This is a genomic window from Sulfitobacter sp. HI0027 (genome assembly GCF_001634775.1).
Classification (GTDB): domain Bacteria; phylum Pseudomonadota; class Alphaproteobacteria; order Rhodobacterales; family Rhodobacteraceae; genus Sulfitobacter.
The window spans coordinates 21710-45957 of the sequence record NZ_LWER01000132.1; the positions used below are offsets into that span (position 1 = coordinate 21710).

The 24248-nt window shown below is 63.1% G+C and carries 24 protein-coding genes; 18 read left to right on the forward strand and 6 right to left on the reverse strand.

The features are described from left to right. Window positions 1–74 precede the first annotated feature (74 nt). Complete coding sequence (gene dusA / locus A3722_RS07300; protein WP_082849382.1) at window positions 75–1082, forward strand: tRNA dihydrouridine(20/20a) synthase DusA; 1008 nt, start codon at window positions 75–77, stop codon at window positions 1080–1082. 2 nt (window positions 1083–1084) lie between these two features. On the opposite strand, the gene A3722_RS07305 is transcribed toward dusA, so the two are convergent. Beyond that, window positions 1085–2272, reverse strand: coding sequence for a multidrug effflux MFS transporter (locus A3722_RS07305; RefSeq protein ID WP_067621849.1), 1188 nt, complete (start codon window positions 2270–2272; stop codon window positions 1085–1087). Window positions 2273–2457: 185 nt separating this feature from the next. On the opposite strand from A3722_RS07305, the gene A3722_RS07310 reads away from it, so the two are divergent. Both A3722_RS07310 and A3722_RS07315 read left to right on the forward strand, forming a co-directional pair. Beyond that, window positions 2458–3279 (forward strand): sulfite exporter TauE/SafE family protein, encoded by an 822-nt coding sequence (locus A3722_RS07310; RefSeq protein WP_067621845.1) that lies wholly within the window; start codon window positions 2458–2460, stop codon window positions 3277–3279. A 151-nt stretch (window positions 3280–3430) separates the two neighbouring features. Further along, window positions 3431–3685, forward strand: coding sequence for a hypothetical protein (locus A3722_RS07315; protein WP_067621842.1), 255 nt, complete (start codon window positions 3431–3433; stop codon window positions 3683–3685). Between the two features lie 7 nt (window positions 3686–3692). On the opposite strand, the gene A3722_RS07320 is transcribed toward A3722_RS07315, so the two are convergent. The 3 genes from A3722_RS07320 to ccmI are packed head-to-tail and all read right to left on the reverse strand — an operon-like array spanning window position 3693 to window position 5624. Continuing rightward, window positions 3693–3932, reverse strand: coding sequence for a DUF1289 domain-containing protein (locus A3722_RS07320; protein ID WP_067621839.1), 240 nt, complete (start codon window positions 3930–3932; stop codon window positions 3693–3695). After that, entirely contained in the window at window positions 3925–4398 is a 474-nt protein-coding gene (gene ruvX, locus A3722_RS07325; RefSeq protein ID WP_067621834.1) for a Holliday junction resolvase RuvX, read from the reverse strand. Before ruvX ends, A3722_RS07320 begins: the two co-directional genes overlap by 8 nt. Then, window positions 4395–5624, reverse strand: coding sequence for a c-type cytochrome biogenesis protein CcmI (gene ccmI, locus A3722_RS07330; protein ID WP_067621830.1), 1230 nt, complete (start codon window positions 5622–5624; stop codon window positions 4395–4397). The genes ruvX and ccmI overlap by 4 nt, the downstream gene beginning before the upstream one ends. A 196-nt stretch (window positions 5625–5820) precedes the next feature. Here ccmI and A3722_RS07335 point away from each other — a divergent pair, with 196 nt between their 5' ends. The 9 genes from A3722_RS07335 to rarD all read left to right on the forward strand — a co-directional run bounded on the left by A3722_RS07335 (window position 5821) and on the right by rarD (window position 14059). Further along, window positions 5821–7065, forward strand: a complete 1245-nt coding sequence (locus A3722_RS07335) for a sarcosine oxidase subunit beta family protein (RefSeq protein ID WP_067630665.1) — start codon at window positions 5821–5823, stop codon at window positions 7063–7065. A gap of 103 nt (window positions 7066–7168) precedes the next feature. Continuing rightward, complete coding sequence (locus A3722_RS07340) at window positions 7169–7459, forward strand: hypothetical protein (RefSeq protein ID WP_067630669.1); 291 nt, start codon at window positions 7169–7171, stop codon at window positions 7457–7459. Between the two features lie 111 nt (window positions 7460–7570). Next, a complete protein-coding gene (locus tag A3722_RS07345; RefSeq protein WP_067630671.1) occupies window positions 7571–7900 on the forward strand; it encodes a sarcosine oxidase subunit delta in 330 nt (109 codons plus the stop codon). A 62-nt stretch (window positions 7901–7962) separates the two neighbouring features. Continuing rightward, window positions 7963–10980 carry a sarcosine oxidase subunit alpha family protein gene (locus A3722_RS07350; RefSeq protein ID WP_067630674.1) on the forward strand — a complete coding sequence of 1006 codons (3018 nt, stop codon included), beginning with the start codon at window positions 7963–7965 and terminating at the stop codon, window positions 10978–10980. Continuing rightward, on the forward strand, window positions 10973–11551 hold the full coding sequence (locus A3722_RS07355) for a sarcosine oxidase subunit gamma (RefSeq protein ID WP_067630677.1): 579 nt from the start codon (window positions 10973–10975) through the stop codon (window positions 11549–11551). Before A3722_RS07350 ends, A3722_RS07355 begins: the two co-directional genes overlap by 8 nt. A gap of 122 nt (window positions 11552–11673) precedes the next feature. After that, window positions 11674–12273 (forward strand): superoxide dismutase, encoded by a 600-nt coding sequence (locus A3722_RS07360; protein WP_067630680.1) that lies wholly within the window; start codon window positions 11674–11676, stop codon window positions 12271–12273. A gap of 137 nt (window positions 12274–12410) precedes the next feature. Then, window positions 12411–12620 (forward strand): hypothetical protein, encoded by a 210-nt coding sequence (locus A3722_RS07365; RefSeq protein WP_067630683.1) that lies wholly within the window; start codon window positions 12411–12413, stop codon window positions 12618–12620. Beyond that, entirely contained in the window at window positions 12617–13072 is a 456-nt protein-coding gene (locus tag A3722_RS07370; RefSeq protein ID WP_067630686.1) for a host attachment family protein, read from the forward strand. The genes A3722_RS07365 and A3722_RS07370 overlap by 4 nt, the downstream gene beginning before the upstream one ends. Window positions 13073–13138: 66 nt before the next feature. Next, entirely contained in the window at window positions 13139–14059 is a 921-nt protein-coding gene (gene rarD, locus A3722_RS07375) for an EamA family transporter RarD (protein ID WP_067630689.1), read from the forward strand. On the opposite strand, the gene A3722_RS07380 is transcribed toward rarD, so the two are convergent. Then, complete coding sequence (locus tag A3722_RS07380) at window positions 13996–14544, reverse strand: TIGR00730 family Rossman fold protein (protein ID WP_067630692.1); 549 nt, start codon at window positions 14542–14544, stop codon at window positions 13996–13998. The genes rarD and A3722_RS07380 overlap by 64 nt on opposite strands. A 104-nt stretch (window positions 14545–14648) precedes the next feature. Here A3722_RS07380 and A3722_RS24530 point away from each other — a divergent pair, with 104 nt between their 5' ends. The 3 genes from A3722_RS24530 (at window position 14649) to A3722_RS07395 (ending at window position 19929) form a co-directional block, all read left to right on the forward strand. Next, a complete protein-coding gene (locus A3722_RS24530) occupies window positions 14649–17009 on the forward strand; it encodes a LysM peptidoglycan-binding domain-containing protein (protein ID WP_067630695.1) in 2361 nt (786 codons plus the stop codon). 203 nt (window positions 17010–17212) lie between these two features. Then, window positions 17213–18997 (forward strand): ABCB family ABC transporter ATP-binding protein/permease, encoded by a 1785-nt coding sequence (locus A3722_RS07390; protein ID WP_132443744.1) that lies wholly within the window; start codon window positions 17213–17215, stop codon window positions 18995–18997. Window positions 18998–19113: 116 nt separating this feature from the next. Beyond that, window positions 19114–19929 carry an ion transporter gene (locus A3722_RS07395; RefSeq protein ID WP_067630712.1) on the forward strand — a complete coding sequence of 272 codons (816 nt, stop codon included), beginning with the start codon at window positions 19114–19116 and terminating at the stop codon, window positions 19927–19929. A gap of 20 nt (window positions 19930–19949) precedes the next feature. On the opposite strand, the gene A3722_RS07400 is transcribed toward A3722_RS07395, so the two are convergent. Next, window positions 19950–20399: a DUF302 domain-containing protein gene (locus A3722_RS07400; RefSeq protein WP_443068636.1), complete on the reverse strand. Its 450-nt coding sequence runs from the start codon at window positions 20397–20399 to the stop codon at window positions 19950–19952. A gap of 147 nt (window positions 20400–20546) precedes the next feature. On the opposite strand from A3722_RS07400, the gene A3722_RS07405 reads away from it, so the two are divergent. From A3722_RS07405 to der, 3 genes are all read left to right on the forward strand, one after another. Beyond that, on the forward strand, window positions 20547–21251 hold the full coding sequence (locus tag A3722_RS07405) for a tetratricopeptide repeat protein (RefSeq protein ID WP_067630702.1): 705 nt from the start codon (window positions 20547–20549) through the stop codon (window positions 21249–21251). A gap of 67 nt (window positions 21252–21318) precedes the next feature. Continuing rightward, window positions 21319–22701, forward strand: coding sequence for a PQQ-like beta-propeller repeat protein (locus tag A3722_RS07410; RefSeq protein WP_067630704.1), 1383 nt, complete (start codon window positions 21319–21321; stop codon window positions 22699–22701). A 60-nt stretch (window positions 22702–22761) separates the two neighbouring features. Beyond that, on the forward strand, window positions 22762–24243 hold the full coding sequence (gene der, locus A3722_RS07415; RefSeq protein WP_067630706.1) for a ribosome biogenesis GTPase Der: 1482 nt from the start codon (window positions 22762–22764) through the stop codon (window positions 24241–24243). Window positions 24244–24248: the final 5 nt, after the last annotated feature.

The window sequence follows — 24248 nt, forward strand, 5'->3', positions numbered from 1 at the left end:
AAAATCGGGGAAAACCCCCGGAAATCCACGCATAGCGTGCTACATGAAGTTCATTCGGAGCTGAGGTTAAGCGATTGAAAAATAGTGTTAAAAAATCAGCCCGCCTGAGCGTGGCACCCATGATGGACTGGACCGACCGCCACTGCCGCTACCTCCACCGGCTGCTGAGCCGTGAGACGCTCCTCTATACCGAGATGGTCACCGCCCCTGCGCTGGTGCGGGGCGGGGCGTTGCATCTGCTGCATCACGATCCTTCGGAACATCCCGTGGCGCTACAACTTGGCGGGTCGGACCCCGCAGAGCTGGCACAGGCGGCACGGTTGGGGGCTGACGCTGGCTATGATGAGATTAACCTCAATTGCGGCTGCCCGTCTGACCGGGTGCAATCGGGCGCCTTTGGCGCGGTCTTGATGCAGCAGCCGGGGCTGGTGGCGGACTGTGTGGATGCCATGCGCGCGGCCTGCGATGTCGAGGTGACCGTGAAATGCCGTATCGGCGTGGACGATCAGAACCCTGAGGAAATCTTGCCTGAGTTCCTCGCGCGTATCGTGGCGGCGGGCTGCACCCGTGTCACGATCCATGCGCGCAAGGCGTGGTTGCAGGGGCTGAGCCCCAAGGAAAACCGCGATATTCCACCGTTGGACTATGATCTCGCGCATCAGATGAAGGGGCTGTTTCCGAACCTGCATATTTCGGTCAATGGTGGGGTCACATCGATCGATCAGGCCGAAGCTTTTCTGGATGCAGGCTTGGACGGCGTCATGGTGGGGCGCAGCGCCTATCATGCGCCGACCGACATCCTCGCCAGCGCTGATCGGCGCATCTACGGGCGGGGTGCTGACAGCAGTGCAGAGGCCGCGGTGGAAGGGATGTTGCCCTATATCGAGGCGCATCTGGCCAGCGGCGGACGTCTGGGGCAGATCACCCGGCATATGCTGGGGCTTTTTGCCGGGCGGCCCGGCGCGCGGCAGTGGCGGCGTATCCTATCGGAAGGGGCGCATAAGCCCGGCGCGGGGCCGGAACTGGTCGAAGCCGCCTTGGCCGAAGTCGCCGCGGCTCAGGAAATCGCCGCGGCGGGGTAGGTTTAAACCGTGGGCTCTGCCATCGGGCGGGGCCGCAGCAGCGCCAGCGTGAGCAGGGCGGCCACCAGTCCGCAGGCCGCGATCGCCCCCAGCATCGGTGTGGCAGAACCGTCAAAGAACGGCCCGGCCAGCGCGATGGAGAGGCCACCCGCCACCATCTGCAAGGTGCCGCCCAGTGACGACGCAAGCCCCGCGATATCGCCGTGATCGTCCAGCGCCACGACCATCACTGTCGGCACCACGACGCCAAGGCAGGCATTGGCGCAAAACAGCCCCGCCATCACCAGATAGAGGCCCGGATCGGTGACCAACGCGGTGACAAAGATCGCGGCGGAAAAGAAGACAAAGCCCGCCACCCCGCGCCGCACGAGGCTGCGCATGCCCCAGCGTTCACCGAGCCACCCCGCCAGTTGCGAGGCCGAGAAGAAGCCGATCCCATTCACTGCAAAGGCCAGCGAGAACCCCGTCGGCCCCAGCCCGTATTGCCCGGTATAGACAAAGGGCGCAAAGGCGATGAAGACAAAGAATGACCCCATGGCAAAGCCGCCGATAAAGGTCAGCCCCATGAAGATCGGATCGCTCAGCAGCACTTTCGCCCCACGCCAAAGGTTGCGCGGGTTGATCCGCACGCGGCGTTTGACGGGCAGCGTCTCGGGCTGAGCGAAGGCGGTGAGTGCCAGAGCGGCAATGGCCAAGACAGCCAAGGTCATGAAAATCGCGCGCCAATCGGCCAGCGCCATCACTGCGCTGCCAGCCAGAAGGGCCAGCATCGGCGAGATCGAGATCACCAGCATCAACATCGCCATCAACCGCGTGGCCTGCGTGCCGGTATATTGGTCGCGGATGATCGCACGCGGCACCACCATCAGCACCGCACCGCCAAGCCCTTGCAGCGCGCGCCAGCCCGTCAGCGCCGCCATCGTCGGCGCGAAGGCGGCCCCGAATGACGCGATGAGGAACAGCACCAGCCCCACCATGATCGGCAGCTTGCGCCCCGCCTGATCGGCCCATGGGCCATAGAAAAGCTGACCCAGCCCGAAGGCGATGAAATAGGCCGTGATGGTCGCCTGAACCGCCGTCTCTGACGCGCCATAGCTGGCGGCGATGGCAGGCATGGCGGGCAGATACATGTCGATGGCGAAGGGGCCGACCAGCCCCAGCAACCCGAGAATGAGCGCTGAACGTAGCACGTGATGTCCTTTCGGATGGGATGGCCAGGGCCAAAGGGGGGAGGCGGCAAGCATAGACCGACGCTTGGGGCCAACTTTCGCGCGCAACCTAACCTGAGCGGGAGGAAGTGCAACCCCCGCGTTATCGCCTTGAACCCCCGGCGCGAAACGGCTTGATAGAGCGCAACGACAGCCGGAGGGGCCCCATGCCTGAGTTGAACGATCTTCTGCCAATGCTGGTGCTTATCGCCCTGATTGGAGGGTTTGCCGGTGTTCTGGCAGGGCTGCTGGGTGTGGGCGGGGGGATCGTCTTGGTCCCGGCGTTTTTCTACGCGCTGCAGTCGCTGGGCTATGACGGTCCACAGCTGATGCAGATTTGCCTTGCGACATCACTGGCGACGATCATCGTCACCTCTGCGCGTTCGGTCCATGCACATAATAAAAAGGGCGCGGTCGATTGGGAAATCCTGCGCACGTGGGCGCCGGGGATCATGGTGGGGGCCATCTTGGGCGTGCTGCTGGTGGCGCAATTGCGCACCCAGACGCTTCAGGCGATCTTTGGCGGGCTGGCGCTGATTGTGGGGCTCTACCTAGGGTTCGGGCGCAGCGATTGGCGCTTGGGAGAGACCATGCCGCGTGGCATCAAACGTGCGACCCTGTCGCCGATGGTCGGGTTTCTGTCGGTGCTGATGGGGATCGGAGGCGGCAGCTTTGGCGTGCCGCTGATGACGCTCCATGGTCGGCCCATTCACCGGGCCGTGGCCACGGCGGCGGGCTTTGGGCTTTTGATCGCCGTGCCCTCGGTGATTGCCTTTCTGTTTGTAGATATCGCGCAAAGCCGCCCGCCCTTGACCATCGGCGCGGTTAATCTAGGTGCCTTCGGGATTGTCGTGACAATGACGCTCATCACCGCGCCTTGGGGCGTGCGGTTGGCCCATGCGATGGACCCCAAGCCGCTCAGACGGGTCTTTGCCGTGTTTCTGGTGCTGGTGGCGCTAAATATGTTGAGAAAAGCACTTTGGGGCTGAGGCTACCCGTTTTTGACCTTAAACCTGCCGGAATGTGATGGTTTCTGCCCAATTTCGGACAATGTTCATCAAATTGCCGCAATCTCGACACAAACAACTGGCTTACTGCCTTAACAAACGCAGAATCATCCGAACCAAGGGACGTGACGAGATGCGCCGAAGCGGGACCAAAGCGATCATTCTTAAAGGGCAGGGCAGTGACCTCGCCTATTGGAAACCTGCGCGCCGGGGCCGTCGGGCGTTTCGCTTTGACGGAATGTTCACTCGCGAAACCAGCCTGACATTTGCCCGTGCCTCGGTGCCTGCGGCCAATTACAACGCGACCCCGATGGGCCTCCACGACGCCACGGATGGCGAAGCGGCTCTTATTTTCCTGAACCAGATCGTCCAGCGCCGCGGCGCCTAAGGCGGCGCTAGTCGCGCCGCCGCGCCAGTTTTGCCGCGCGGCCCCCGCGCCGTTTTGCGTGGACGCTTTCACGTTGGGGCAATTCCGCCATGATGGCGCGGCGCTCCTCCGCGCTCATCGCCGACCAGCGGCCAATCTCATCAATCGACCGCAGACAGCCCGTGCAGAGCCGGCTTTCGGGATGCACCACGCAGATGTTGATGCAGGGGCTTTCGACCTCATTGCGCTGCCAGAGCTTTTTAGTCACGGCGCATCACCTGCAAACGGTCCAGCAGCCCCTGAAGGATATAGCCCGCGGCCACATGGTCGATCACCTCGGCGCGGCGTTTGCGGGTGGTGTCGGCCTCTAGCAATGCGCGTTCGGCGGCCACGGTCGACAGGCGCTCGTCCCAATAGGTGATGGGCAGCGGCGCGAGCCGGTCAAAGTTACGGGCAAAAGCGCGGGTCGATTGGCAGCGCGGCCCTTCTGAGCCGTCCATATTACGCGGCAATCCCAAGACCAGGCCGCCGATACGGCGCTCGGCGATGATCTCGGCCAGACGCGCGGCGTCCAGCCCAAATTTCTTGCGCCGCACGGTTTCCAGCGGGGTGGCGACGGATTGGAAGCTGTCGCTGACCGCGACGCCGATGGTCTTTTCGCCCAGATCAAGCCCGATCAGCGCCTGCATCGGGGGCAGGGCGGCGATGAAATCTGCCGTGTCGTCGTAAATCATCCTGCCACTCCTGCACGTTCTCCGGCGCTGCGGATCATGTCCAGCGCCGCATTATCGCCTGAAAAGACCTCAAGCGCGTTGTCATAGACCGCGCGGGCCTGATCGGTGTCCCCCAAAACGCCAAGCGATGTGATCAGCCGCGCCCAGTCCTGCGGCGGGCCTCCTTCGCTGGCAAGACGATCCGAAAGCCCGGCCACCATCCCGCCGATCATCTCCATCCGGTCGTCTGCGCTCATCTCCGAGGCGGCTTCGATGTCTTCGGCGGATGGCCCCCGCGCAGGGGCGCCGGTGCCGATCTGCGGCATCTCGTAATTCACCCCGGCAAGGCTGGCGACCTGCGAAATCTGCGCGCGGATCGGCTCGATCCATGCCGCCTCCGCAGGCCCGCGCCGCAACAGCGCGTCCCAAATGCGGAAACCGACATCCGGCCGCCCGGTCTGCACCATCATCAGGCCAAGGTAATAGCGTGCGCGGCCATCCTGCTCATCGCGGTTCAGCACTTCGCGCAGGGCGGTTTCCGCCTCGGGAGAGACATAGCCCCCCGCGGCGAGCACCAAAAGTTCGGCGTAATCTGCGATGTCCTTGGCGGTACGATCCGCGCCCTTAAGACGGAGCACATTGCCCTGCGCCTCGGCAGCGGCGGCGAAATTGCCGATACGGGCTTCGTTCTGGGCAAGCAGGGTCTGACCTTGCAGATCTTCCGGGCGCTCTTTGACCGTGGCGCGGAGCTGTTGGATCAGCGCGAGGTAGTCGGCGCTCAGCCCTTCGGTGCTGGGGCTGGCGGGCAGGCTTTCCACCGCGCTTTGCTGGCTGGGGCGGTTGCGGCGCATATCTTCGGCAAAGGCGATGCGGTCAGCAAGCGCCAGATCACCATAGCCGGGTTGGCCCAGATGCCAGTACAGCGCCAGTGACCCGGCACCCAAAGCGATAATCCCCCCGATCAGCACGAGCGGCGCGGGCCGCGACGTGCTTTGCACACGCGTGTCGCGCCCAGCATCGGCGGCGAGGATCCGGCGCGAGATCTCGGTTCGGATCCGGACGGCATCGGTCTCAGACACCACACCGCGGGCGAGGTCACGCTCCACCTCGTCCAATTGGTCGCGGTAGACCTTGAGATCATAATCCGCCTGTGCGGGGAGGGGCGTATCCGCACCGCGCCACGCGGCTCGCGCTAGAAAACCGCCTACGACAAGCGCCATCGCGCCAGAGAGAAACCAAAATATCATGCCCTCTACCTAACCTTTGCCCGGCGCCGACAAAAGACCGCAATTGCTGCGCCCCCTGCGGCATTTTTCACCAATTGCACCACATGTCGCAAAACCGCGTCCAAATGCCGTGGTGGTCATTTCGAATATCTGCTCCTAGGCTCAGAAAAGACCTCAGCCGCCCGCGCGGCCCGAATCCTTGCCGGGAAGTGACGTGATGAAGAAATACTCCGTTTTCGCAGTGGCCCGAGAGGCCATGCGCCATCATACGGGCTGGACCCGCGCGTGGCGCGATGCTCAGCCGAAAAAACGCTATGATGTGATCATTGTCGGCGCAGGCGGGCATGGGCTGGCCACGGCCTATTATCTGGGCAAGAATTTCGGCATCACCAATGTCGCGGTGCTTGAAAAGGGATGGCTGGGCGGCGGCAACACCGGGCGCAACACGACGATCATCCGCTCGAACTACCTCCAAGACCCCTCGGCCGCGATCTATGAAAAGGCGCGCAGCCTTTACGAGACGATGAGTCAGGATTTGAACTACAACGTCATGTTCAGCCCTCGTGGTGTCATCATGCTGGCGCAGACCGAACATGAGGTGCGCGGTTACAAGCGCACGGCCCATGCTAACGCCTTGCAGGGCGTCACCACCGAATTCATCGGCCCGGATCGCGTCAAACAACTTGTGCCGATCATCAACATCGACGGGCCGCGTTATCCGGTGCTCGGCGGGTTGTGGCAAGCGCGCGGCGGCACGGCGCGGCATGATGCGGTGGCTTGGGGCTATGCGCGGGCCTGCTCGGATATGGGCATGGACATCATCCAGAAATGTGAGGTCACCGGCGTGCGCCAGACGGGCGGCAAGGTCACCGGTGTCAGCACCACACGCGGCGATATTGAATGCGATAAGCTGGGCATGGTGGTGGCCGGACACTCCGGACAACTGGCAAATATGGCGGGCTTCCGTCTGCCGATTGAAAGCGTCGCCCTGCAAGCGCTGGTCAGCGAGCCGATCAAACCCTGTATGGATGTCGTTGTGATGGCCAATACGGTGCACGGCTACATGAGCCAGTCCGACAAGGGCGAGATGGTCATCGGTGGCGGCACCGATGGCTACAATAACTACACCCAACGCGGCAGCTTCCATCATATCGAAGAGACGGTGCGCGCGCTGGTTGAGACCTTCCCGATGATCTCACGGCTCAAGATGTTGCGGCAGTGGGGCGGGATCGTGGATGTAACCGGCGACCGCTCTCCGATCCTCAGCAAGACCCCGGTGGAGGGGGTCTTTATCAACGGCGGCTGGGGCACGGGCGGGTTCAAGGCGATCCCCGGGTCGGGCTGGGGTTTTGCCGAGTTGATGGCCAAGGGGCATTCACCGCTGACCGACGCCTTTGGGCTAGAGCGGTTCGCCGAAGGCCGCTTTATCGACGAATCCGTGGCCGCCGGGGTGGCCCATTGATGTTGCGGATCGGCCACAAATCGCTGAAGCGTTGTATTGCGCGGAACGATTTCGCCCGCGCTGGAGTTGCCTGTTCAGACATTGAATATAACGGAGCTGAACAATGGCAACCCCGGAAAACAACCGCACAGACCACGTCGATCACACTAACACCACCACGACCACAACCACGACTGATCGTGGCGGCAGCAGCGGCCTTGCCTTTATCGTTGGCGCGGTTGTCGTTGTCGTGGCCCTGCTGGCCTACTTCCTCTTTGCAGGTGGCGACATCGACGGTGCGAATGACGTTAACGTCAACGTCGAAGGCGCAACCGAAAGCACAGGCGAAGCCATTGAAGGCGCAGCCGAAAGCACAGCGGACGCCGTCGAAGAGACAGCCACACCGACTGAGTAAACCGACTTTGGCAGCGTCCCGCGCGGCGCTGCCCTTTCACGACCGACGCCGTTCCGCGCTTTTGCGCCGGGGCGGCGTTTTGCCGTTCTCCATACGACAAGGAGCCTGCCCATGCTGATCCTCACCTGTCCTTGCTGTCATGTCACCGCCGAGGAGACAGAGTTTCACGGCGGCGGTGAAGCGCATCTGAAACGTGTCGGCCCCGGCGGCGCGGACGACGATTTCGAGAGCTATCTGTTCATGCGCGAGAACCCGAAGGGAGTGCATCTGGAGCGGTGGCGCCATGTCTATGGCTGTGGCAAGTGGTTCCACATGGCCCGTGATACCGCCACGCTTGAGGTCTTTGGCAGCTATGCGGCCCAGACCCTCGCTCCGCCGGAACACATCCTTGAGGCGATCCGCAATCGCCATCCTGATTGGCAATGGCAACGCGCCAGCTAGTCCAGCACCCGATCTTCCCGCCCCGGCATTAACCCCATCCTCAGTCCCCAAGGTTTTCCACGATGAGCACAAGACTGGCCACAGGCGGCCGCCTGCTGAACAAAAGCAAACCGCTGAGTTTCACCTTCAACGGCAAGCAAATGCGCGGCTATGAGGGCGACACACTGGCCTCGGCGCTTTTGGCCAATGATCAGGTGCTGGTCGGGCGTTCGTTCAAATACCACCGCCCGCGCGGCATCGTGACCTCCGGCCCCGAAGAACCCAACGGTTTGGTGGGGCTGGGCCAAGAGGGGCAGTTCGAGCCTAACGCCCGGGTCACGACGACCGAACTGCATGAGGGGTTGGAAGCGGCGAGCCAGAACCATTGGCCGAGCCTTGAGTTCGATGTCGGCGCCCTTAACAAACACCTCAGCCGCTTTCTGCCCGCGGGGTTCTACTACAAGATGTTCATGCATCCGCGCCCGCTGTGGAAGCACCTCTACGAGCCGATCATCCGCCATTCCGCAGGCTTGGGCAAAGCGCCAAAGGCGGCGGATGCGGATACCTATGAACACTTCCACGCCTTTTGCGATGTGCTGGTCATCGGCGGCGGTGTCGCGGGGCTTCAGGCCGCCTTGGCTGCAGGTTTGAGCGGTGCGCGTGTCATCGTGATGGAGCAGTCGGCCCATTGGGGCGGGCGTGCGCCGGTCGATGGGGGCACGGTCGACGATGCGCCGGTAGAGAACTGGATTGCCCAAACGCTTGACCGTCTGCGCGGCATGGAGAATGTCGACCTGCGCGACCGGACCATGGGCGCGGGTGTCTACGATCACGGCTATGTGCTGGGCTATGAGCGGCTGCGGGATCATGCGCCGGAGGATGCCGGACCACGCCACCGGCTCTGGCGTGTCCGCGCTGGCCACGTGATTACCGCAACCGGGGCGATTGAGCGCCCGCTCAGCTTTGCTGGCAATGACGTGCCCGGCGTGATGCTGGCCTCGGCCATGCGCGACTATGTGGCGAATTACGGTGTCTCGCCGGGGGACCGCACTGTTCTGGTCACCAATAACGACAACGCCTATCTTACCGCCATTGCGCTGAAACAGGCGGGGCTGGATGTGCCTGCCGTGCTAGATGCCCGGGTATTGCCGCAAGATAGCGAATTGGTCGCCAAGGCCAAAGCGCTCGGCATTCGGGTGGTCATGGGCCATGCGGTTTCCTCGGTTCAGGGGGGCAAGCGCGTGACAGGCGTGGCGGTCTGTTCGCAGGCGGGCGAAGGCGCGGTGCTGGAAGAGATCGCCTGCGACGCCGTCGCCATGTCGGGCGGCTGGTCGCCCGTGGTGCATCTGTGGTCCCACTGCGGCGGCAAGCTGACATGGGACAAGACGCATGCCTGTTTCCGCCCCGATCAGGATCATCCGCCCACCGGGGCGGATGGCCACGGTTTCGTCACGCCCGCGGGGGCTGCGGCGGGGGTCTTCGCGCTCGACGACGTGTTGCACGACGCCCATGCCGCCGCCGATGGGGTGGCCACCTCGCTCGGGTTCAAGATGCCGCGCGATTTCACCTCGCCCGAGGCCGTGCACCGCGAGGAAGCGCCGATGATGCCGGTCTGGCAAATGCCGCAGGGCGCCAGCGTCAAACTGCGCGAGAAGACCTTTCTGGATTACCAGAACGACGTCAAAGTCTCGGACGTGCGTCTTGCCGCGCAGGAGGGTTTCGTCTCGGTCGAACATGCCAAACGCTATACCACGCTCGGCATGGCGACGGATCAAGGGAAGCTGAGCAATATCAACGGGCTGGCCACGCTCGCCGGGGCGCTGGACGCCGAGATTCCCAGTGTTGGCACCACCACCTTCCGCCCGCCTTATCACCCAATTTCGATGGGCGCGATTGCGGGCGCGGCGCGGGGCGATACTTTTCAGCCGATCCGCCGCACGCCGCTGCATGATTGGCACGAAAGCAATGGCGCGGTCTGGGAACCGGTCGGCCAATGGCGGCGGCCCTATGCCTATGTGCAGAGCGGCGAAAGCACCCATGACGCGGTGATGCGCGAGGTGACGAATACGCGGCAAAACCTCGGCCTGCTGGATGCCTCGACACTGGGCAAGCTGATCGTGCGTGGCCCGGATGCGGCGCGGTTCCTCGACATGATGTACACCAATATGATGTCGACGCTGAAGCCCGGCAAATGCCGCTATGGGTTGATGTGCAACGAAAACGGGTTTCTGATCGACGACGGCGTGGTCGCGCGGCTGGATGAGCAGACCTTCCTTTGCCACACCACCACGGGCGGGGCCGACAGCATCCACGCCCATATGGAGGAATGGCTCCAGACTGAGTGGTGGGACTGGAAAGTGCATGTGGTCAACGCAACCGAACATTACGCGCAGGTGGCCGTGGTCGGGCCGAATGCACGGAAGTGTTTAGAGAAACTCGGCGGGATGGACCTTAGCCGTGAGGCGCTTGGCTTCATGGAATGGACCGACGGGGAGCTCGGCGGTTTCAAGGTGCGCGTCTTCCGCATCTCCTTCTCGGGCGAGCTGAGTTATGAGATCGCGGTCGAGGCCGGGCAGGGGCAAGCCTTCTGGGACGCCCTGCTGATCGCTGGACATGATTTGGGCGTAATGCCCTATGGCACGGAATGTCTGCATATTCTGCGCGCGGAAAAGGGCTTCATTATGATAGGGGATGAAACCGATGGCACGGTGATCCCGCAAGACCTTGGCCTGAACTGGGCGATTTCGAAAAAGAAAGACGACTACCTTGGCAAACGCGCCCAGCAGCGCAGCCATATGCAGGATCCGACACGCTGGACGCTGGTGGGCCTAGAGACCACGGATGGCAGCACCCTGCCGGATGGCGCCTATGCGCTTGGCGAAGGGGAGAATGAGAACGGGCAAAAGGTGATGCAGGGACGTGTGACCTCGACCTATCATTCGCCGACGCTCGAGCGCGGCATCGCCATGGGGCTGGTGCTGAACGGGCCGGACCGGATGGGCGAAGTGCTGACCTTCCCCGGCACCGACGGCAAAACCTACGAGGCGATGATCGTCGACCCGGTGTTTTATGATCCCAAAGGGGAGAAACAGAATGTCTGAACCCGTCACCGCGTTGAAGAACGCCCGCTACGACGCTGGTATCGCTACGATTTCCGAAGTCGCCCCCTTGGGCATGATCACCATTCGCGGCGATCTGGATGCCCCCTATGTGCGCAAGGTGACCAAAAAACTCACCGGCGTTGACCGCCCGGAGCGCGGGCAGTGCCAGTTCGAAGGCGCAGCCGGCGTGGCTTGGATGTCGCCCGACGAACTGCTGCTTTTCTGTCCGCATCCGCAGGTCCCAGAGGTGCTGGCGAGGCTGCATGCGGCCTTCGAGGATACCTACACTACGGCGGTGGATGTCTCCGGCGCGCGGGCGGTGTTTCGCGTCGACGGCCCCCATGCGCGGGAGGTGCTGGCCAAGCTGGCGCCGGTCGACCTCGCCCCCGGTCAGTTCACCCCCGGCATGTTCCGCCGCACCCGCATGGGGCAGGTGCCAGCGGCCTTTTGGCTGCGCGAAGACGGTGCTTTTGAAGTGATCTGCTTTCGATCGGTTGCGCAGTATATGTTTGACCTGCTCAGTGTCGCGGCCCAGCCTGCCAGCGAGGTCGGCCATTTCCAAACGGCATAAGTCGGGAGAAAAACTGACTATTTCGCTTGGAACGGATGCGATTTGCAGACGTTGACCTTGACGTTGGCGCTTGATCCCCATCAAGTGGCCGCAGCGAAATTCCCAAATGAGGAGGCCCAGAAATGGCTTTTGAACTTCCCGATCTCCCCTATGCCCACGACGCGCTTGCATCCAAAGGCATGTCCAAGGAAACGCTGGAATACCACCACGACAAGCACCACAACGCCTATGTGACCAACGGCAACAAGGCGATCGAAGGCACCGAGTGGGAGGGCAAGTCCCTCGAAGAGATCATCAAGGGCACCTATGACCCGAACGCCGTGGCGCAAAGCGGCATTTTCAACAACATCAGCCAGCTGTGGAACCACAACCAGTTCTGGGAAATGATGAGCCCCGAAGACAACAAGCTTCCCGGCGAGCTGGAAAAAGCGATCACCGAGAGCTTTGGTTCCGTCGACAAGTTCAAGGACGAGTTCAAAGCCGCAGGCGCGGGCCAGTTCGGCTCGGGCTGGGCATGGCTGGTGAAAGATAAAGACGGCAGCCTGAAGGTCACCAAGACCGAGAACGGCGTGAACCCGCTCTGCTTTGACCAGACGGCATTGCTGGGCTGCGACGTGTGGGAACACTCCTACTACATCGACTTCCGCAACGCGCGCCCCGACTACCTGTCGAACTTCCTCGACAATCTGGTGAATTGGGACAACGTCGCCTCGCGTCTGTGATGCGGTCCTCCGGCTTTTGGGCTGGCCCCAAGTGACATACCGAACCCCGCAGCCTGCTGCGGGGTTTTTTCGTTGGAACCCAAGCCCCTTCGCGGATGTTTTTCCACTGAGACTTCACGTCAAAAAAGGAGGACAACATGGCCGAGCGGAAACGATCCAACGACGGTACCAAGGAAACGGAAAAATTCCTCTCCGAGACTGAGACGCCAGATCAAGGCGGCCGCGCCGGGGGCGATTTGCAAAAGGACGTTGGCACCCAAGACGCCATGCGCCGCGCCGAGAAGGGCGAAGACGGCGTGACCCGTGTCACCGGCGAAGACAAACGCAACCACGGAGAGCCTTCATGACCAAACTCAGCCAAGATACATGGGTGCTGATCGCGGACGGCGAAAAAGCCCTTTTCCTGCAAAACCACACGGACGGCAAAGACCCTTATCTTCAGGTCGTGCGCAAGGAAGAGCAGGAGAATCCCCCGGCGCGGGAGCAAGCCGCCAACCGCCCCGGTCGGATGAGCGATGGGCCCAGCGGGCACCGCTCTGCCTTTGACGATACCGATTGGCACGAGCTGGAAAAAGAGCGCTTTGCCAAAGACTTGGCGGACATTCTTTACAAGCTTGCCCACAAGGGACGTTTCGAGCGGATCGTTCTGGTGGCGCCACCCGCCGTGCTGGGTGATCTCCGCGATGATCTTCACAAAGAGGTGCGGAACAAGGTCGTGGGCGAAATCCCCAAGACCCTGACCAACCACCCCATTGATGAGATCGAAAAGATCGTGGCCGGGGAACTGGCCCAAGCCTGATTTTTCCCTTGGCGCGGGAATTGATTGCCTTCACAAGGAAGCAGTCTACCGCGCCAAGGATTTTTAATGACCGACACCACCAAGGGTTTCGCCGCCATGATCGCGGCCTGCTGCATCTGGGGGCTGTCGTCGATCTTCTATAAATTGTTGTCCCATGTGCCCGCCGCCGAGGTGCTCGCGCATCGTACCCTATGGTCGCTGGTGTTTTTCATCATTGTCCTGACGGCGCAGCGGCGTCTGCGCGCGGTATTTGACGCGATGGCGGGGCCGCGGGCCTTTGGTCTGCTTGTCGTCGCGGCCTTGGTGATTGCGACGAACTGGTATCTTTTCATCTCAGCGGTGCAAAGCGGGCAGGCAACCGAGGCCGCTTTGGGCTACTACATCTTCCCGCTGGTCTCCGTCCTGCTGGGGCGGCTGGTCTTTGGCGAGCGGCTGAGCCCTGTGCAGCTCTTCTCGGTCGGTTTGGTCACCGTGGCCGTCTCATTTCTCACCTATGGGCTGGGCACCGCGCCCTGGCTCGCCTTGGCGCTGGCAGCCTCCTTCGGGCTTTATGGGCTGGCGAAAAAGCGGTTGGCGGTGGGGCCGGTGGTCTCCGTCACGGCGGAGGTACTGCTTTTGTCGCCCCTCGCGGTGCTCGTGCTGTGGCAAACGGGTGACAATGGGGCCGGGGCCTTTGGCGTGTCGTTTCGCGATACAGCGCTTTTGATACTGTCAGGACCGATCACGGCCACGCCGCTGATCCTGTTCAGCTACGCCGCGCGGCGCCTGTCGATGGCGACGGCCGGATTGCTGAGCTACATCAACCCGACCTTGCAGTTTTTCTGCGCCGTGGTCCTGTTCCGCGAGCCTTTCACCGGCTGGCATGTGCAGGCTTTCGTTCTGATCTGGTGCGCGTTGGCGGTCTATTCCGTCAGCAGCTTCCGTCAGGACAAGGCGCGGCGCAGGGCGCTGAGAGCGGCATCGGCATCCGCCACTACGGTGACGTAATTTAATAGCGTCGCATCGGCAAAACCATGAGCCACGACATGGTTCATAAGTGACATGAAGGGATCCCAGTATCCATTTGTGTTCACAAGGAAAATCGGTTTTTCATGTAGGCCCAACTGGCGCCATGTCAGCACCTCGAAAAGCTCATCTAGTGATCCCGCGCCGCCGGGCAAAACGGCTACGGCATCGCAGTTCATGAACATCACTTTCTTCCGCTCGTGCATCGTCTCGGTCACGATGTAGCGGGTCAGATCGGTCTTGCCGACTTCCCATGCAACAAGATGCGCGGGGATCACGCCGAAGGTGTCTCCGCCAGCCGCTTGGGCGGCACGAGCGACGCTGCCCATTAGGCCGACATCGCCCGCGCCATAGACCAGCCGCAGCCCGGCTTCGGCCAGACCACGGCCCAGCGTTTCGGCGTCACGGGTAAAAGCATCGTCATCGCCGGGGCGGGAGCCGCAATAGACACAGACAGAATGTTGCATGGTAAAGTGTCCTGATTATTTGGAAAAATCGGCGCAGATGGTCTGCGCTTTTGACCCCTGTTAGCCTGCTTGCTAAAAAGGCTCAACCACAGGGGAAGTAGAAGATGTTCAAGGGATTTGGCCGGTTTGGCGGCATGGGGGCGATGGCGGCGGGCGCCTTTGCGGCGGCGGTGCTGGCGCTTGGCGCTTGGATCGGCAGCAAGCGCAGCGGGCCGGAGGAGGCAGGGCAAACCACCGTGGCCGTGCTCCCCGAACGCGATGCCACCCCAGAGAACGCCACGCTTGTGCCAAATGCCGTACAGGGCGTTTCCATCGGCCCCGAAGACGCGGCAGCGACGGAGCCCAGCACCGCGCAGCAAGCGAAAGAGCCGCAGGTCTCAGAGCCGCAGGCCCTGGCTTTCGACGAAGTGCGCCGCGAAAGCGATGGGATGACTGTGATCGCAGGCCGCGCGGTCCCCGGCAGCAGCGTGGCCGTGTTGAAAGACGGCGAAGAGATCGCCACCGCCACCGCCGATGGGTCCGGAAAGTTCGCGACCCTCGCGATGATCCCCCCCGACGGCAAGGGCCATGTGCTGACGCTTTTGGGGCAGGACGGTGAGACCAAGCTCGCCTCGGAAGAAGAGATCATCCTCACGCCGACCGCAGCGCCTCTGCAGATGGCAGAGGCGGACACCACGCCCGAACAAAGCCCGCTTGCCCTTGCGGAGGAGGGCGCGGACCCTGGTGGCGAGGCGGTAGCAGACGAGGGTGCCGAGCCTGACCCCGCATCGCCGGGCGACGTGCAGGCGGAGGCTGAAGCCTCTGACGTGACCTCGCTTGCCGAGGTCGAGATGACGCCAGAGGCGCCTGCGGATCAGACGGCTTCAACCAATGCTCCCGCTGAAGGCCGGGACGAGGCCGCAGTCGAGCCCGCCGCGACCGCTCCGGAACAGGCGACCCCGCTGGCCGGGACCGCGACCGCCGAGGCTGAGGGGGCTGCCGAAAGCCAGCCAACACCTAAAAACGGTTCGGCAGCGCCCGCCGCTGCAAGCGAGACGGCCACAGCGGAGGAAGAGACCAATGAGGGCGGAGGCCAATCGGACTCTCTGGAAACCGACAGGGCCCAGGGCAGCGCAGCAGAGCAAGAGCCTGCCGTGGGTGAAGGAGCGATTGCAAACGTATCCGACCTCACTCAGGCCACACCGCTTTCCGGAACTGGCACCGGGGAGGGCGTGAACGCCGCCCCGGAGCAAGAGCCTACTGCGGGCGAAGGAGAGATCGCCGACATTTCCGCCCCCACTCAGGCCACACCGCTTTCCGGAACCGGCACCGCGGAGGGCGTGAACGCCGCCCCAGAGCAAGAGCCTGCCGCGGGTGAAGGAGAGATTGCCACCGGCTCTGACCCCACTCAGGCCACACCGCTTTCCGAAACCGGCACCGCGGAGGGAGCGGGCTCCGCACCGGAGCGGGAACAAGTCACCGAGGCGGGGGAAGACCTTGCCGCCGGCACCGCGCCCTCTCAAGCGACTCCGTTGGCCGGAACGGGCACTGGCGCGGGATTGGCCGGAACGGGCACTGGCGCGGGATTGGCCGGAACGGGCACTGGCGCGGGGTTGGCCGGAACAGGCACTGGCGCGGGGTTGGCCGGAACGGGCACTGGCGCGGGCGACAGCACTGCGCCAGAGCGTGCGCCAGACCAAGGGCAGCAGGCGACCTCCGACACCCCAGCCCAAGCCACGCCGCTGGCGGAGACGGGAACGGCGGATCCCGTCACTGGCACCGCCGACGGTACCGCTTCCCCTGCGCAGGGGGCCACGACGCCAAATCCCACAACCGATGCCCCCAGCCTTGCGGAACGCGCCGCGCCCAGCCCTGAGACCACATCCCCGACGCCCACGGAAGAAGCCCACACCACCGCCGCCCCGGCTCAGCCATCTGCGCCAGCCCCGGTGCTGAAATCCACGGCCGAGGGTGTGGAGCGGCTCGACACCGCGCCGCCGCAGGTGATGACCAATGTAGCGCTCGACACCATCGGCTATTCCGATCAGGGTGACGTGCAGCTTGCAGGCCGTGCGCAGCCGGACACCAGCGAAGTGCGCGTCTATCTCAACAACAACGCGGTGATCAGCCTGCCGGTCGATCAGGAGGGCCGCTGGCGGGGCGATCTGCCGAACATCGATGAGGGCGTCTATACCCTGCGGGTGGATGAGCTTTCTCGCGCAGGCGATGTGACCAGCCGGGTGGAGACACCCTTCAAACGCGAATCCCCCGAGGTGCTGGCCGCCGCCACCGAAGGGCTGAGCGGCCCGTTGAGCGCTGTGACGGTCCAGAAAGGCGACACGCTCTGGGCGATCTCACGCGAACGCTACGGTGATCCATTGCTCTACGTGAAGGTGTTCGAGGCCAATAGCGGCAATATCCGCGACCCCGATCTGATCTACCCCGGACAGGTTTTCGATCTGCCCGAAGAACCCGCATCAGAGTGATCTGATGGCCCAAGGCGGGGCGGCATTCGCAGGGCGCAAAGCCGCTGTGCGCCGCCCCACACTGGCAACCTCGGCACATGGGGCCTATGTAGCCTGTAATCACTTCAGGAATTCCCATGCCAGCCGATACAGACCAAACGCCCGCCGCGCGCCGGCGCGACCGCAAAACCCCCAAGCCTGACCGCATCCCCACAGAGGCCGAGATGATCGACGCCGCCGAGCGTCAGTCGGGCTTTTTGGTGCTGCGAAAGGTGGCACCCTACCTTTGGCCCAAGGACATGCCTTGGGTGAAACGCCGGGTGGTTTTGGCCATGCTGGCGCTGCTGGTGTCGAAGCTGATCATCGTCGCCACGCCCTTCTTCTACCGCGACGCGGTGGATGCACTGGCGGGCGAGGGCGCGCCGATGCTGGCGCTTGGGGCGATTGGCCTGACCGTGGCCTACGGCATGGCGCGGCTGATGGGCGTGGGCTTTCAACAGGTGCGCGATGCGGTCTTTGCCCGCGTCGGGCAGCGCGCCCTGCGGATGTTGGCGCTTGAGACCTTTCAGCACATCCACAAACTGTCGATGCGCTATCACATTACCCGCAAGACGGGGGGCTTGAGCCGGATCATCGAGCGTGGGGTCAAAGGCGTCGATTTTCTGCTGCGCTTTTTGCTGTTCTCCATCGGGCCGCTGATCCTTGAGCTGATCCTCGTCGGCGTGATCCTCGCCGTTTTGTTCGACATTTGGTATCTGGCGGTCGTGACCGTGACCATTGCGGTCTACGTCTGGTTCACCTTTGCCGTGACCGAATGGCGCGTGCGTCTGCGCAGGCAGATGAACGACAGCGACACCGAGGCCAACCAACGCGCGATCGACAGCCTGTTGAACTATGAGACGGTGAAATACTTTGGCGCCGAGGGCCGCGAGGCCGCGCGTTATGACTTGGCAATGGCCGACTACGAAAACGCGGCGATCAAGACGAACTATTCGCTCGCTTTCCTAAACTTTGGCCAAGCGTTGATCATTACCGCGGGGCTGGTGGGCGTCATGGTCATGGCGGCGATGGGCGTGCAAAGCGGCGAACTCAGCGTCGGCGACTTCGTCATGGTGAACTCCTACATGATCCAATTGACCGTGCCGCTGAACTTCCTTGGCACCGTTTACCGCGAAATCCGTCAGGCGCTGGTGGATATGGGCCAGATGTTCGGCCTGCTCGAACAACCGGCAGAGATTGACGACAAGCCGAATGCGCCGGACCTCAAGGTAACGGGTGGCCATGTGACGCTGGAGAATGTGCGCTTTGCCTATGACACCGACCGTGAAATCCTCAAAGGCATCTCGCTTGAGGCGCGACCGGGAGAGACGGTGGCGATCGTCGGCTCGACGGGCTCGGGCAAATCCACCATCGGGCGGCTGTTGTTCCGGTTCTACGATGTCGCCGGAGGCGCGCTGAAAATCGACGGGCAAGACGTGCGCGATGTGACCCAGCATTCGCTGCATATGGCCATCGGCGTGGTGCCGCAGGATACGGTGCTGTTCAACGACACCATCGGCTATAACATCGCCTACGGACGCGATGGTTCGACGCAGGAAGAGGTCGAAGCCGCCGCCCGCGCTGCACAGATCCACGATTTCATCATGGCGCTGCCGCAGGGGTATAAGACCACGGTGGGCGAGCGGGGGCTGAAACTCTCGGGCGGCGAGAAACAGCGCGTGGGCATCGCCCGGACGCTGCTGAAAGACCCGCCCATCCTGCTGCTGGACGAAGCGACAAGCGCGCTTGACAGTGAGACGGAGCACGAAATTCAGGACGCGCTGCGCCGGGCCGGGCAGGGGCGCACGGTGCTGACCATCGCTCACCGTCTTTCCACCATCGCAGAGGCGGATCGCATCGTCGTGCTGGAGAAGGGCGAGATTATTGAACAGGGCAGCCACGAGGTGCTCTTGGCCCAAGGCGGGCGTTATGCCCAACTCTGGCAGCGCCAGCAGGCGGAAGAAGAGTAAACGCCGCGCAGGCCCCGCCTTCTGTTTTGGCAGACGGGCGGGGCATTGCCGCCGATGGTGCAAACGTTGCTGATCTGCTCTTGCGTTGTGCCAAGCGGCACACGATATCTACCGCCATGACCGATCTCTCCCCTCCCTCGCCACAGTCGCTGCGCGCCCGCGCGGCACGACTGGCTGACCGCGCTTCGTTTCAGAACTTCATTCTGGGCGTGATTCTGTTCAACGCTGTCATTCTGGGGCTGGAGACCTCGGATGAGGTGATGGCGCAGGTAGGGCCGTTGATCCTGCTGCTCGACAAAATCTGTCTCGGCATCTTTGTCATTGAGATCGCGATTAAACTCTACGGTCGGGGGATGGATTTCTTCAAACGCGGCTGGAGCATTTTTGACTTTGTGATCGTCGCCATCTCTTTGATCCCTGCCACCCAAGGGCTCAGCGTGTTGCGGGCGCTGCGCATCTTGCGTCTGCTGCGCGTCGTCTCCGTCGCCCCCTCGCTGCGCCGCGTGGTTGAGGGGCTGGTCAACGCGCTGCCCGGTATGGGCTCGGTTTTCCTGCTGATGGGAGTAATCTTTTACATCGCCTCCGTCATGGCCACCAAACTCTTTGGCGCGGATTTCCCGCAGTGGTTCGGCACGCTGGGGCGCTCGGGCTATTCGCTGTTTCAGATCATGACGCTCGAGTCGTGGTCCATGGGCATCGTGCGCCCGGTGATGGAGGTCTATCCCTATGCGTGGATGTTCTTTGTGCCCTTCATCATGGTCACGACCTTCGCGGTGGTGAACCTGCTGGTCGGTCTGATTGTGAACTCGATGCAAGACGCGCATCATGAGGAAAGCAACGAGCAGACCAATACCTACCGCGATGAGGTCATGTCGCGGCTGACCGATCTGGAAAACCTCATCAAGGCGCAGAACACCCCGCCCAAACGCTAAGGTCCGGGCGGGGAGAAGCGTTACTCTTCGCCGATCGCCTTGGCGGTGAGGTTGTCCAGTGCCTCGGTCATCTTAGTGATATATTCCGCGTCTTCGGGCAGGCCATGGGCCGTAACCAGTGTTTCAGGGTCGGCATAGGTCACATGCACGGCCCCTTCGCCATCGGCATAGACCAGCACCCGCATCGGCAGATCAAGTCCGGCGGTCTGCGCATCCTGCATCGCGGGCGTGCCGAGCTTGGGGTTGCCAAAGATCAAAAGCTGCGTTGGGCGCAGTTCCATCTCGACCTTCTCGGCCCCGGCGGCGTGATCGACGCGGGCGAAAACCTCGGCCCCGGCCTCTTCGACGGCGCTTTCCAGCCGGTCCATCGTTGTCACCACGTCATGGGGTGACACTTTGGCCACCAAATCTTGGGCCAAGGCGGGCACCGCTGCCATCACCAGACCTGCGGCCATTGCTATCGCTCTCATCATCTTCTCCTTTGTTGCATCCTGCCCCTGATCTAGCGTGACCTTTGCCCGTGCCAAGCGCGCAACACCGTGCTGCGGTTCGCTGGGTCTTGGCTTGGCTGGCCACGCGCGGTAAGAGGGGCAAAATCAGGCCGGGGGCAGGGCGCGATGAGCGATACCGACAGTTTTATTGACGAAGTGAACGAAGAGGTCCGCCGCGACCGGTTTTATGGCCTGCTGCGCCGCTATGGTTGGATCGCTGTGGTCGCTGTGGTTGCCATCGTCGGCGGTGCCGCGTGGAACGAATATAGCAAAGCGCAAGAACGCGCGCAGGCCGAAGCCTTGGGCGATGCCATGCTCGGAGCGCTTGAAGCGGATGCCAGCAATGCCCGCGCCGAAGCGCTTGCCCCGATTGAAGCCGAAGGCCCCGGTGCCCGCGCCGTGCTGAATTTCATGCGTGCCGATGCCTTGGCCGAGGCCGGTGAGATTGACGCCGCCGTTGAACAGCTCGACGCCGTGGCGCTCGACGGCGATCTTGCGCCGATTTACCGCCAACTGGCGCAGTTCAAAGCCGTGACCCTTCAGGGCCAATCGGTGCCCGTGGCAGAGCGGCGTCAGGCGCTCGAAGCGCTGGCCCAGCCCGGTGCCCCGCTGCGCCTGCTGGCCGAAGAGCAACTGGCCCTGATCGACATCCAAGAGGGTGAGACCGACAAGGCCGTGGCGCGATACCAATCCATTCTCTCCGATGCGGAAACCACCCCGGACTTGCAACAACGCGCCCTTCAGGTGATTGTGGCCTTGGGTGAAGAACCGGGGGTCGAAGACGCTGCTGCAGCGGCTGAGCTGGAGAACCCCGAAGCAACGGGTGACTGACACATATCCACCCGCCGAAAACGGCGGGGGCGTGAAGGTTGAGGAAAGACAGAAAGTGAGCAGGTCCATGACGAAGCATCGCGAATCCGAACCCGGCCATGCGGGTCTGCGGGGGCTGGGCGTGGCGGGGGCCATCGGTGCCGCGCTGCTGCTGACGGCCTGCGCGGATGAGCAGACCTATCTGCCGGGCAAACGCGAAGACGTGCGCGCGGTGCTGCAAAACCCCGGTGTGCAAGACCCGGCCTTTGACGCCATCGACGGCCCGGTGCCAGAAAACACCAGCCGCGCCATCGCTTTGGGCGGCGCGGTAAACAACGCCAACTGGACCCACAGTGTCGGCACCCCCTCGACCCGCGTGGGCCACCCCGCGTTGCGCAGCACATTGCAGCCGGTCTGGAGCGCCAAGATCGGCGCGGGCGACAGCCGCAAAAAGCGCATCACTGCCGATCCGGTGGTCGCGGGCGGGCGCGTCTTTACGCTCGATGCCGGCGCGCAGGTCACTGCGACCTCGACCTCAGGCCAAACGCTCTGGACCCGCGACCTCACCCCCGCATCCGACCGCGAAGGCCAAGCCACCGGTGGCGGGCTCGCCGTGGACGGCGAAACGCTTTACGTCTCTGTGGGCTTTGGTGTTCTGGCCGCGCTCGACGTAACAACGGGCGGAGTGCGTTGGACGCAAGACCTCGACGCCACGGGCTCCGGCACACCGACCGTCTCGGGCGATCTGGTCTATCTCACGGCGGGTGACGATACCGGCTTTGCGCTCGACAAAACCACAGGCCGCATCCAGTGGCAGACCGGTGCTGTCACCAGCCTCAGCAATGTGCTGGGCGCACCGGCGCCCGCCATCACCAATGATCTTGCGATCTTCGCCTTCGGCTCGGGTGAGGTGCAGGGGCTGTTCCGTCAAGGCGGGCTTGAGCGGTGGGCGACCTCTGTTCTGGGCAAACGTCAGGGCCGCGCGCTGAGCTTTGTTGGTGACGTGACAAGCGCGCCCGTGGTCTCGGGCGGGACTGTCTATGTGGGCAACCATTCGGGCCGTCTGGCCGCGCTCGACGTGAACAGCGGGGACCGTAAATGGGTCGCGCGCGACGGGGCGATCGGCCCGGTCTGGCCTGCGGGCGATTCTGTTTTCGCGGTCACCGACCTCAATGAACTTGTGCGGCTCGACGCCAGCACGGGCCGCCGCATCTGGGGCACGCCGCTGCCGAATTTCGTCAAGGACCGGCCCAGAAGGCAATCCGAAGTCGTGGCGCATTACGGCCCGATCATCGCCGGAGGCCGCGCGATCGTGGCGTCCAACGATGGGGTGCTGCGCAGCTTTGACCCCGTGGGCGGCGGGCTGACAGGCACCACCCAAATCCCCGGCGGGGCGACCACTGCCCCCGTCGTGGCAGGCGGCACGCTTTATGTCGTCTCCACCAAGGGGCAATTGCACGCTTTCCGTTAGGCCGCAAATAGGCTAAGGCGCGTGTCTGAACTGGCCCAACCGGGGCCCGGAGCCTGAATTATGTCCTTTACCCTTGCCATCGTGGGCCGCCCGAACGTCGGGAAATCCACGCTGTTCAACCGCCTTGTCGGCAAACGCCTTGCGCTGGTCGACGACCAGCCCGGCGTAACACGCGATTTGCGCGAAGGCGCGGCCAAACTGGCCGACCTGCGCTTTACCGTGATCGACACGGCCGGTCTGGAAGAGGTCACCGACGACAGCCTTCAAGGCCGGATGCGCCGCCTGACCGAGCGTGCCGTGGATATGGCCGATATCTGTCTGTTCATGATCGACGCCCGTGTCGGCGTGACCCCCTCGGATATGGTCTTTGCCGAGATCTTGCGCAAGAAATCCGCTCATGTGATTCTCGCCGGTAACAAAGCCGAGGGCAAAGCCGCCGATGCTGGCATGATCGAGGCCTATTCGCTGGGTCTGGGTGAGCCCATTCGCATGTCCGCCGAACATGGCGAAGGTCTGACCGATCTTTACTCCGTGCTGATGCCGCTGGCCGATGAATATGAGGACCGCGCCACGCAGGACGCGCCCGAGACGGATGTGGACCTGCCTGAGGATGACGCCGATCTCGAAGCCGAATCCGTGCCGATGCCCACGCGCGCCAAGCCTCTGCAGGTTGCCGTGGTGGGCCGCCCCAATGCGGGCAAGTCGACGTTGATTAACCAGATCTTGGGCGAGGACCGCTTGCTCACCGGGCCGGAGGCGGGGATCACCCGCGATGCGATCTCTCTCATGACCGAATGGGCCGGGCCGGATGGCGATCCGGTGCCGATGCGGATTTTTGACACCGCCGGGATGCGTAAAAAGGCCAAGGTGCAGGAGAAGCTTGAAAAGCTCAGTGTCAGCGATGGTCTGCGCGCGGTGAAATTTGCCGAGGTCGTTGTCGTCCTGCTCGACGCCGAAATCCCGTTTGAGCAGCAAGACCTGCGCATCGCCGATCTGGCCGAACGTGAGGGCCGCGCGGTCGTTGTGGCCGTGAACAAATGGGACATCGAAGAGAACCGTCAGGAAAAGCTGCGCGATCTCAAGGAAAGCTTCGAGAGGCTCTTGCCGCAGCTGCGTGGCGCGCCGCTGATCACTGTGTCTGCCAAAACGGGCAGGGGGCTTGACCGTCTTCAGGCCGCGATCATGCGCGCCTATGAGGTCTGGAACCGCCGGATCACCACCGCACAGCTTAACCGCTGGCTCTCGGGGATGATGGAGGCGCATCCGCCCCCCGCGCCGCAGGGCAAGCGCATCAAGCTGCGTTACATGACCCAAGCCAAGACCCGTCCGCCGGGCTTCGTTGTGATGTGCAGCCATCCCGACAAGGTGCCGGACAGCTACACGCGCTATCTGGTCAACGGGTTGCGGTTGGATTTCGACATGCCCGGCACGCCGATCCGTCTGTGGATGCGCGGCCAGTCGGATGCCAACCCCTATAAAAACCGCAAAAAGGCCGCGCCGTCGAAGCTGCGCAAGCACACCGACGGTCGCCGCCGGGACTAACCTCG

What these genes read in the sequence shown, in the direction of transcription:
- A3722_RS07315 (WP_067621842.1), top strand. Translation starts at nt 3,431, where the DNA reads ATGCGCCGAAGCGGGACCAAAGCGATCATTCTTAAAGGGCAGGGCAGT.
- A3722_RS07400 (WP_443068636.1), bottom strand. Translation starts at nt 20,399, where the DNA reads ATGAGAGCGATAGCAATGGCCGCAGGTCTGGTGATGGCAGCGGTGCCC.
- A3722_RS07335 (WP_067630665.1), top strand. Translation starts at nt 5,821, where the DNA reads ATGAAGAAATACTCCGTTTTCGCAGTGGCCCGAGAGGCCATGCGCCAT.
- A3722_RS07395 (WP_067630712.1), top strand. Translation starts at nt 19,114, where the DNA reads ATGACCGATCTCTCCCCTCCCTCGCCACAGTCGCTGCGCGCCCGCGCG.
- A3722_RS07355 (WP_067630677.1), top strand. Translation starts at nt 10,973, where the DNA reads ATGTCTGAACCCGTCACCGCGTTGAAGAACGCCCGCTACGACGCTGGT.
- A3722_RS07370 (WP_067630686.1), top strand. Translation starts at nt 12,617, where the DNA reads ATGACCAAACTCAGCCAAGATACATGGGTGCTGATCGCGGACGGCGAA.
- A3722_RS07380 (WP_067630692.1), bottom strand. Translation starts at nt 14,544, where the DNA reads ATGCAACATTCTGTCTGTGTCTATTGCGGCTCCCGCCCCGGCGATGAC.
- A3722_RS07365 (WP_067630683.1), top strand. Translation starts at nt 12,411, where the DNA reads ATGGCCGAGCGGAAACGATCCAACGACGGTACCAAGGAAACGGAAAAA.
- rarD (WP_067630689.1), top strand. Translation starts at nt 13,139, where the DNA reads ATGACCGACACCACCAAGGGTTTCGCCGCCATGATCGCGGCCTGCTGC.
- A3722_RS07405 (WP_067630702.1), top strand. Translation starts at nt 20,547, where the DNA reads ATGAGCGATACCGACAGTTTTATTGACGAAGTGAACGAAGAGGTCCGC.
- A3722_RS07345 (WP_067630671.1), top strand. Translation starts at nt 7,571, where the DNA reads ATGCTGATCCTCACCTGTCCTTGCTGTCATGTCACCGCCGAGGAGACA.
- ruvX (WP_067621834.1), bottom strand. Translation starts at nt 4,398, where the DNA reads ATGATTTACGACGACACGGCAGATTTCATCGCCGCCCTGCCCCCGATG.
- A3722_RS24530 (WP_067630695.1), top strand. Translation starts at nt 14,649, where the DNA reads ATGTTCAAGGGATTTGGCCGGTTTGGCGGCATGGGGGCGATGGCGGCG.
- A3722_RS07410 (WP_067630704.1), top strand. Translation starts at nt 21,319, where the DNA reads ATGACGAAGCATCGCGAATCCGAACCCGGCCATGCGGGTCTGCGGGGG.
- A3722_RS07310 (WP_067621845.1), top strand. Translation starts at nt 2,458, where the DNA reads ATGCCTGAGTTGAACGATCTTCTGCCAATGCTGGTGCTTATCGCCCTG.
- A3722_RS07350 (WP_067630674.1), top strand. Translation starts at nt 7,963, where the DNA reads ATGAGCACAAGACTGGCCACAGGCGGCCGCCTGCTGAACAAAAGCAAA.
- A3722_RS07360 (WP_067630680.1), top strand. Translation starts at nt 11,674, where the DNA reads ATGGCTTTTGAACTTCCCGATCTCCCCTATGCCCACGACGCGCTTGCA.
- der (WP_067630706.1), top strand. Translation starts at nt 22,762, where the DNA reads ATGTCCTTTACCCTTGCCATCGTGGGCCGCCCGAACGTCGGGAAATCC.
- A3722_RS07340 (WP_067630669.1), top strand. Translation starts at nt 7,169, where the DNA reads ATGGCAACCCCGGAAAACAACCGCACAGACCACGTCGATCACACTAAC.
- ccmI (WP_067621830.1), bottom strand. Translation starts at nt 5,624, where the DNA reads ATGATATTTTGGTTTCTCTCTGGCGCGATGGCGCTTGTCGTAGGCGGT.
- A3722_RS07390 (WP_132443744.1), top strand. Translation starts at nt 17,213, where the DNA reads ATGATCGACGCCGCCGAGCGTCAGTCGGGCTTTTTGGTGCTGCGAAAG.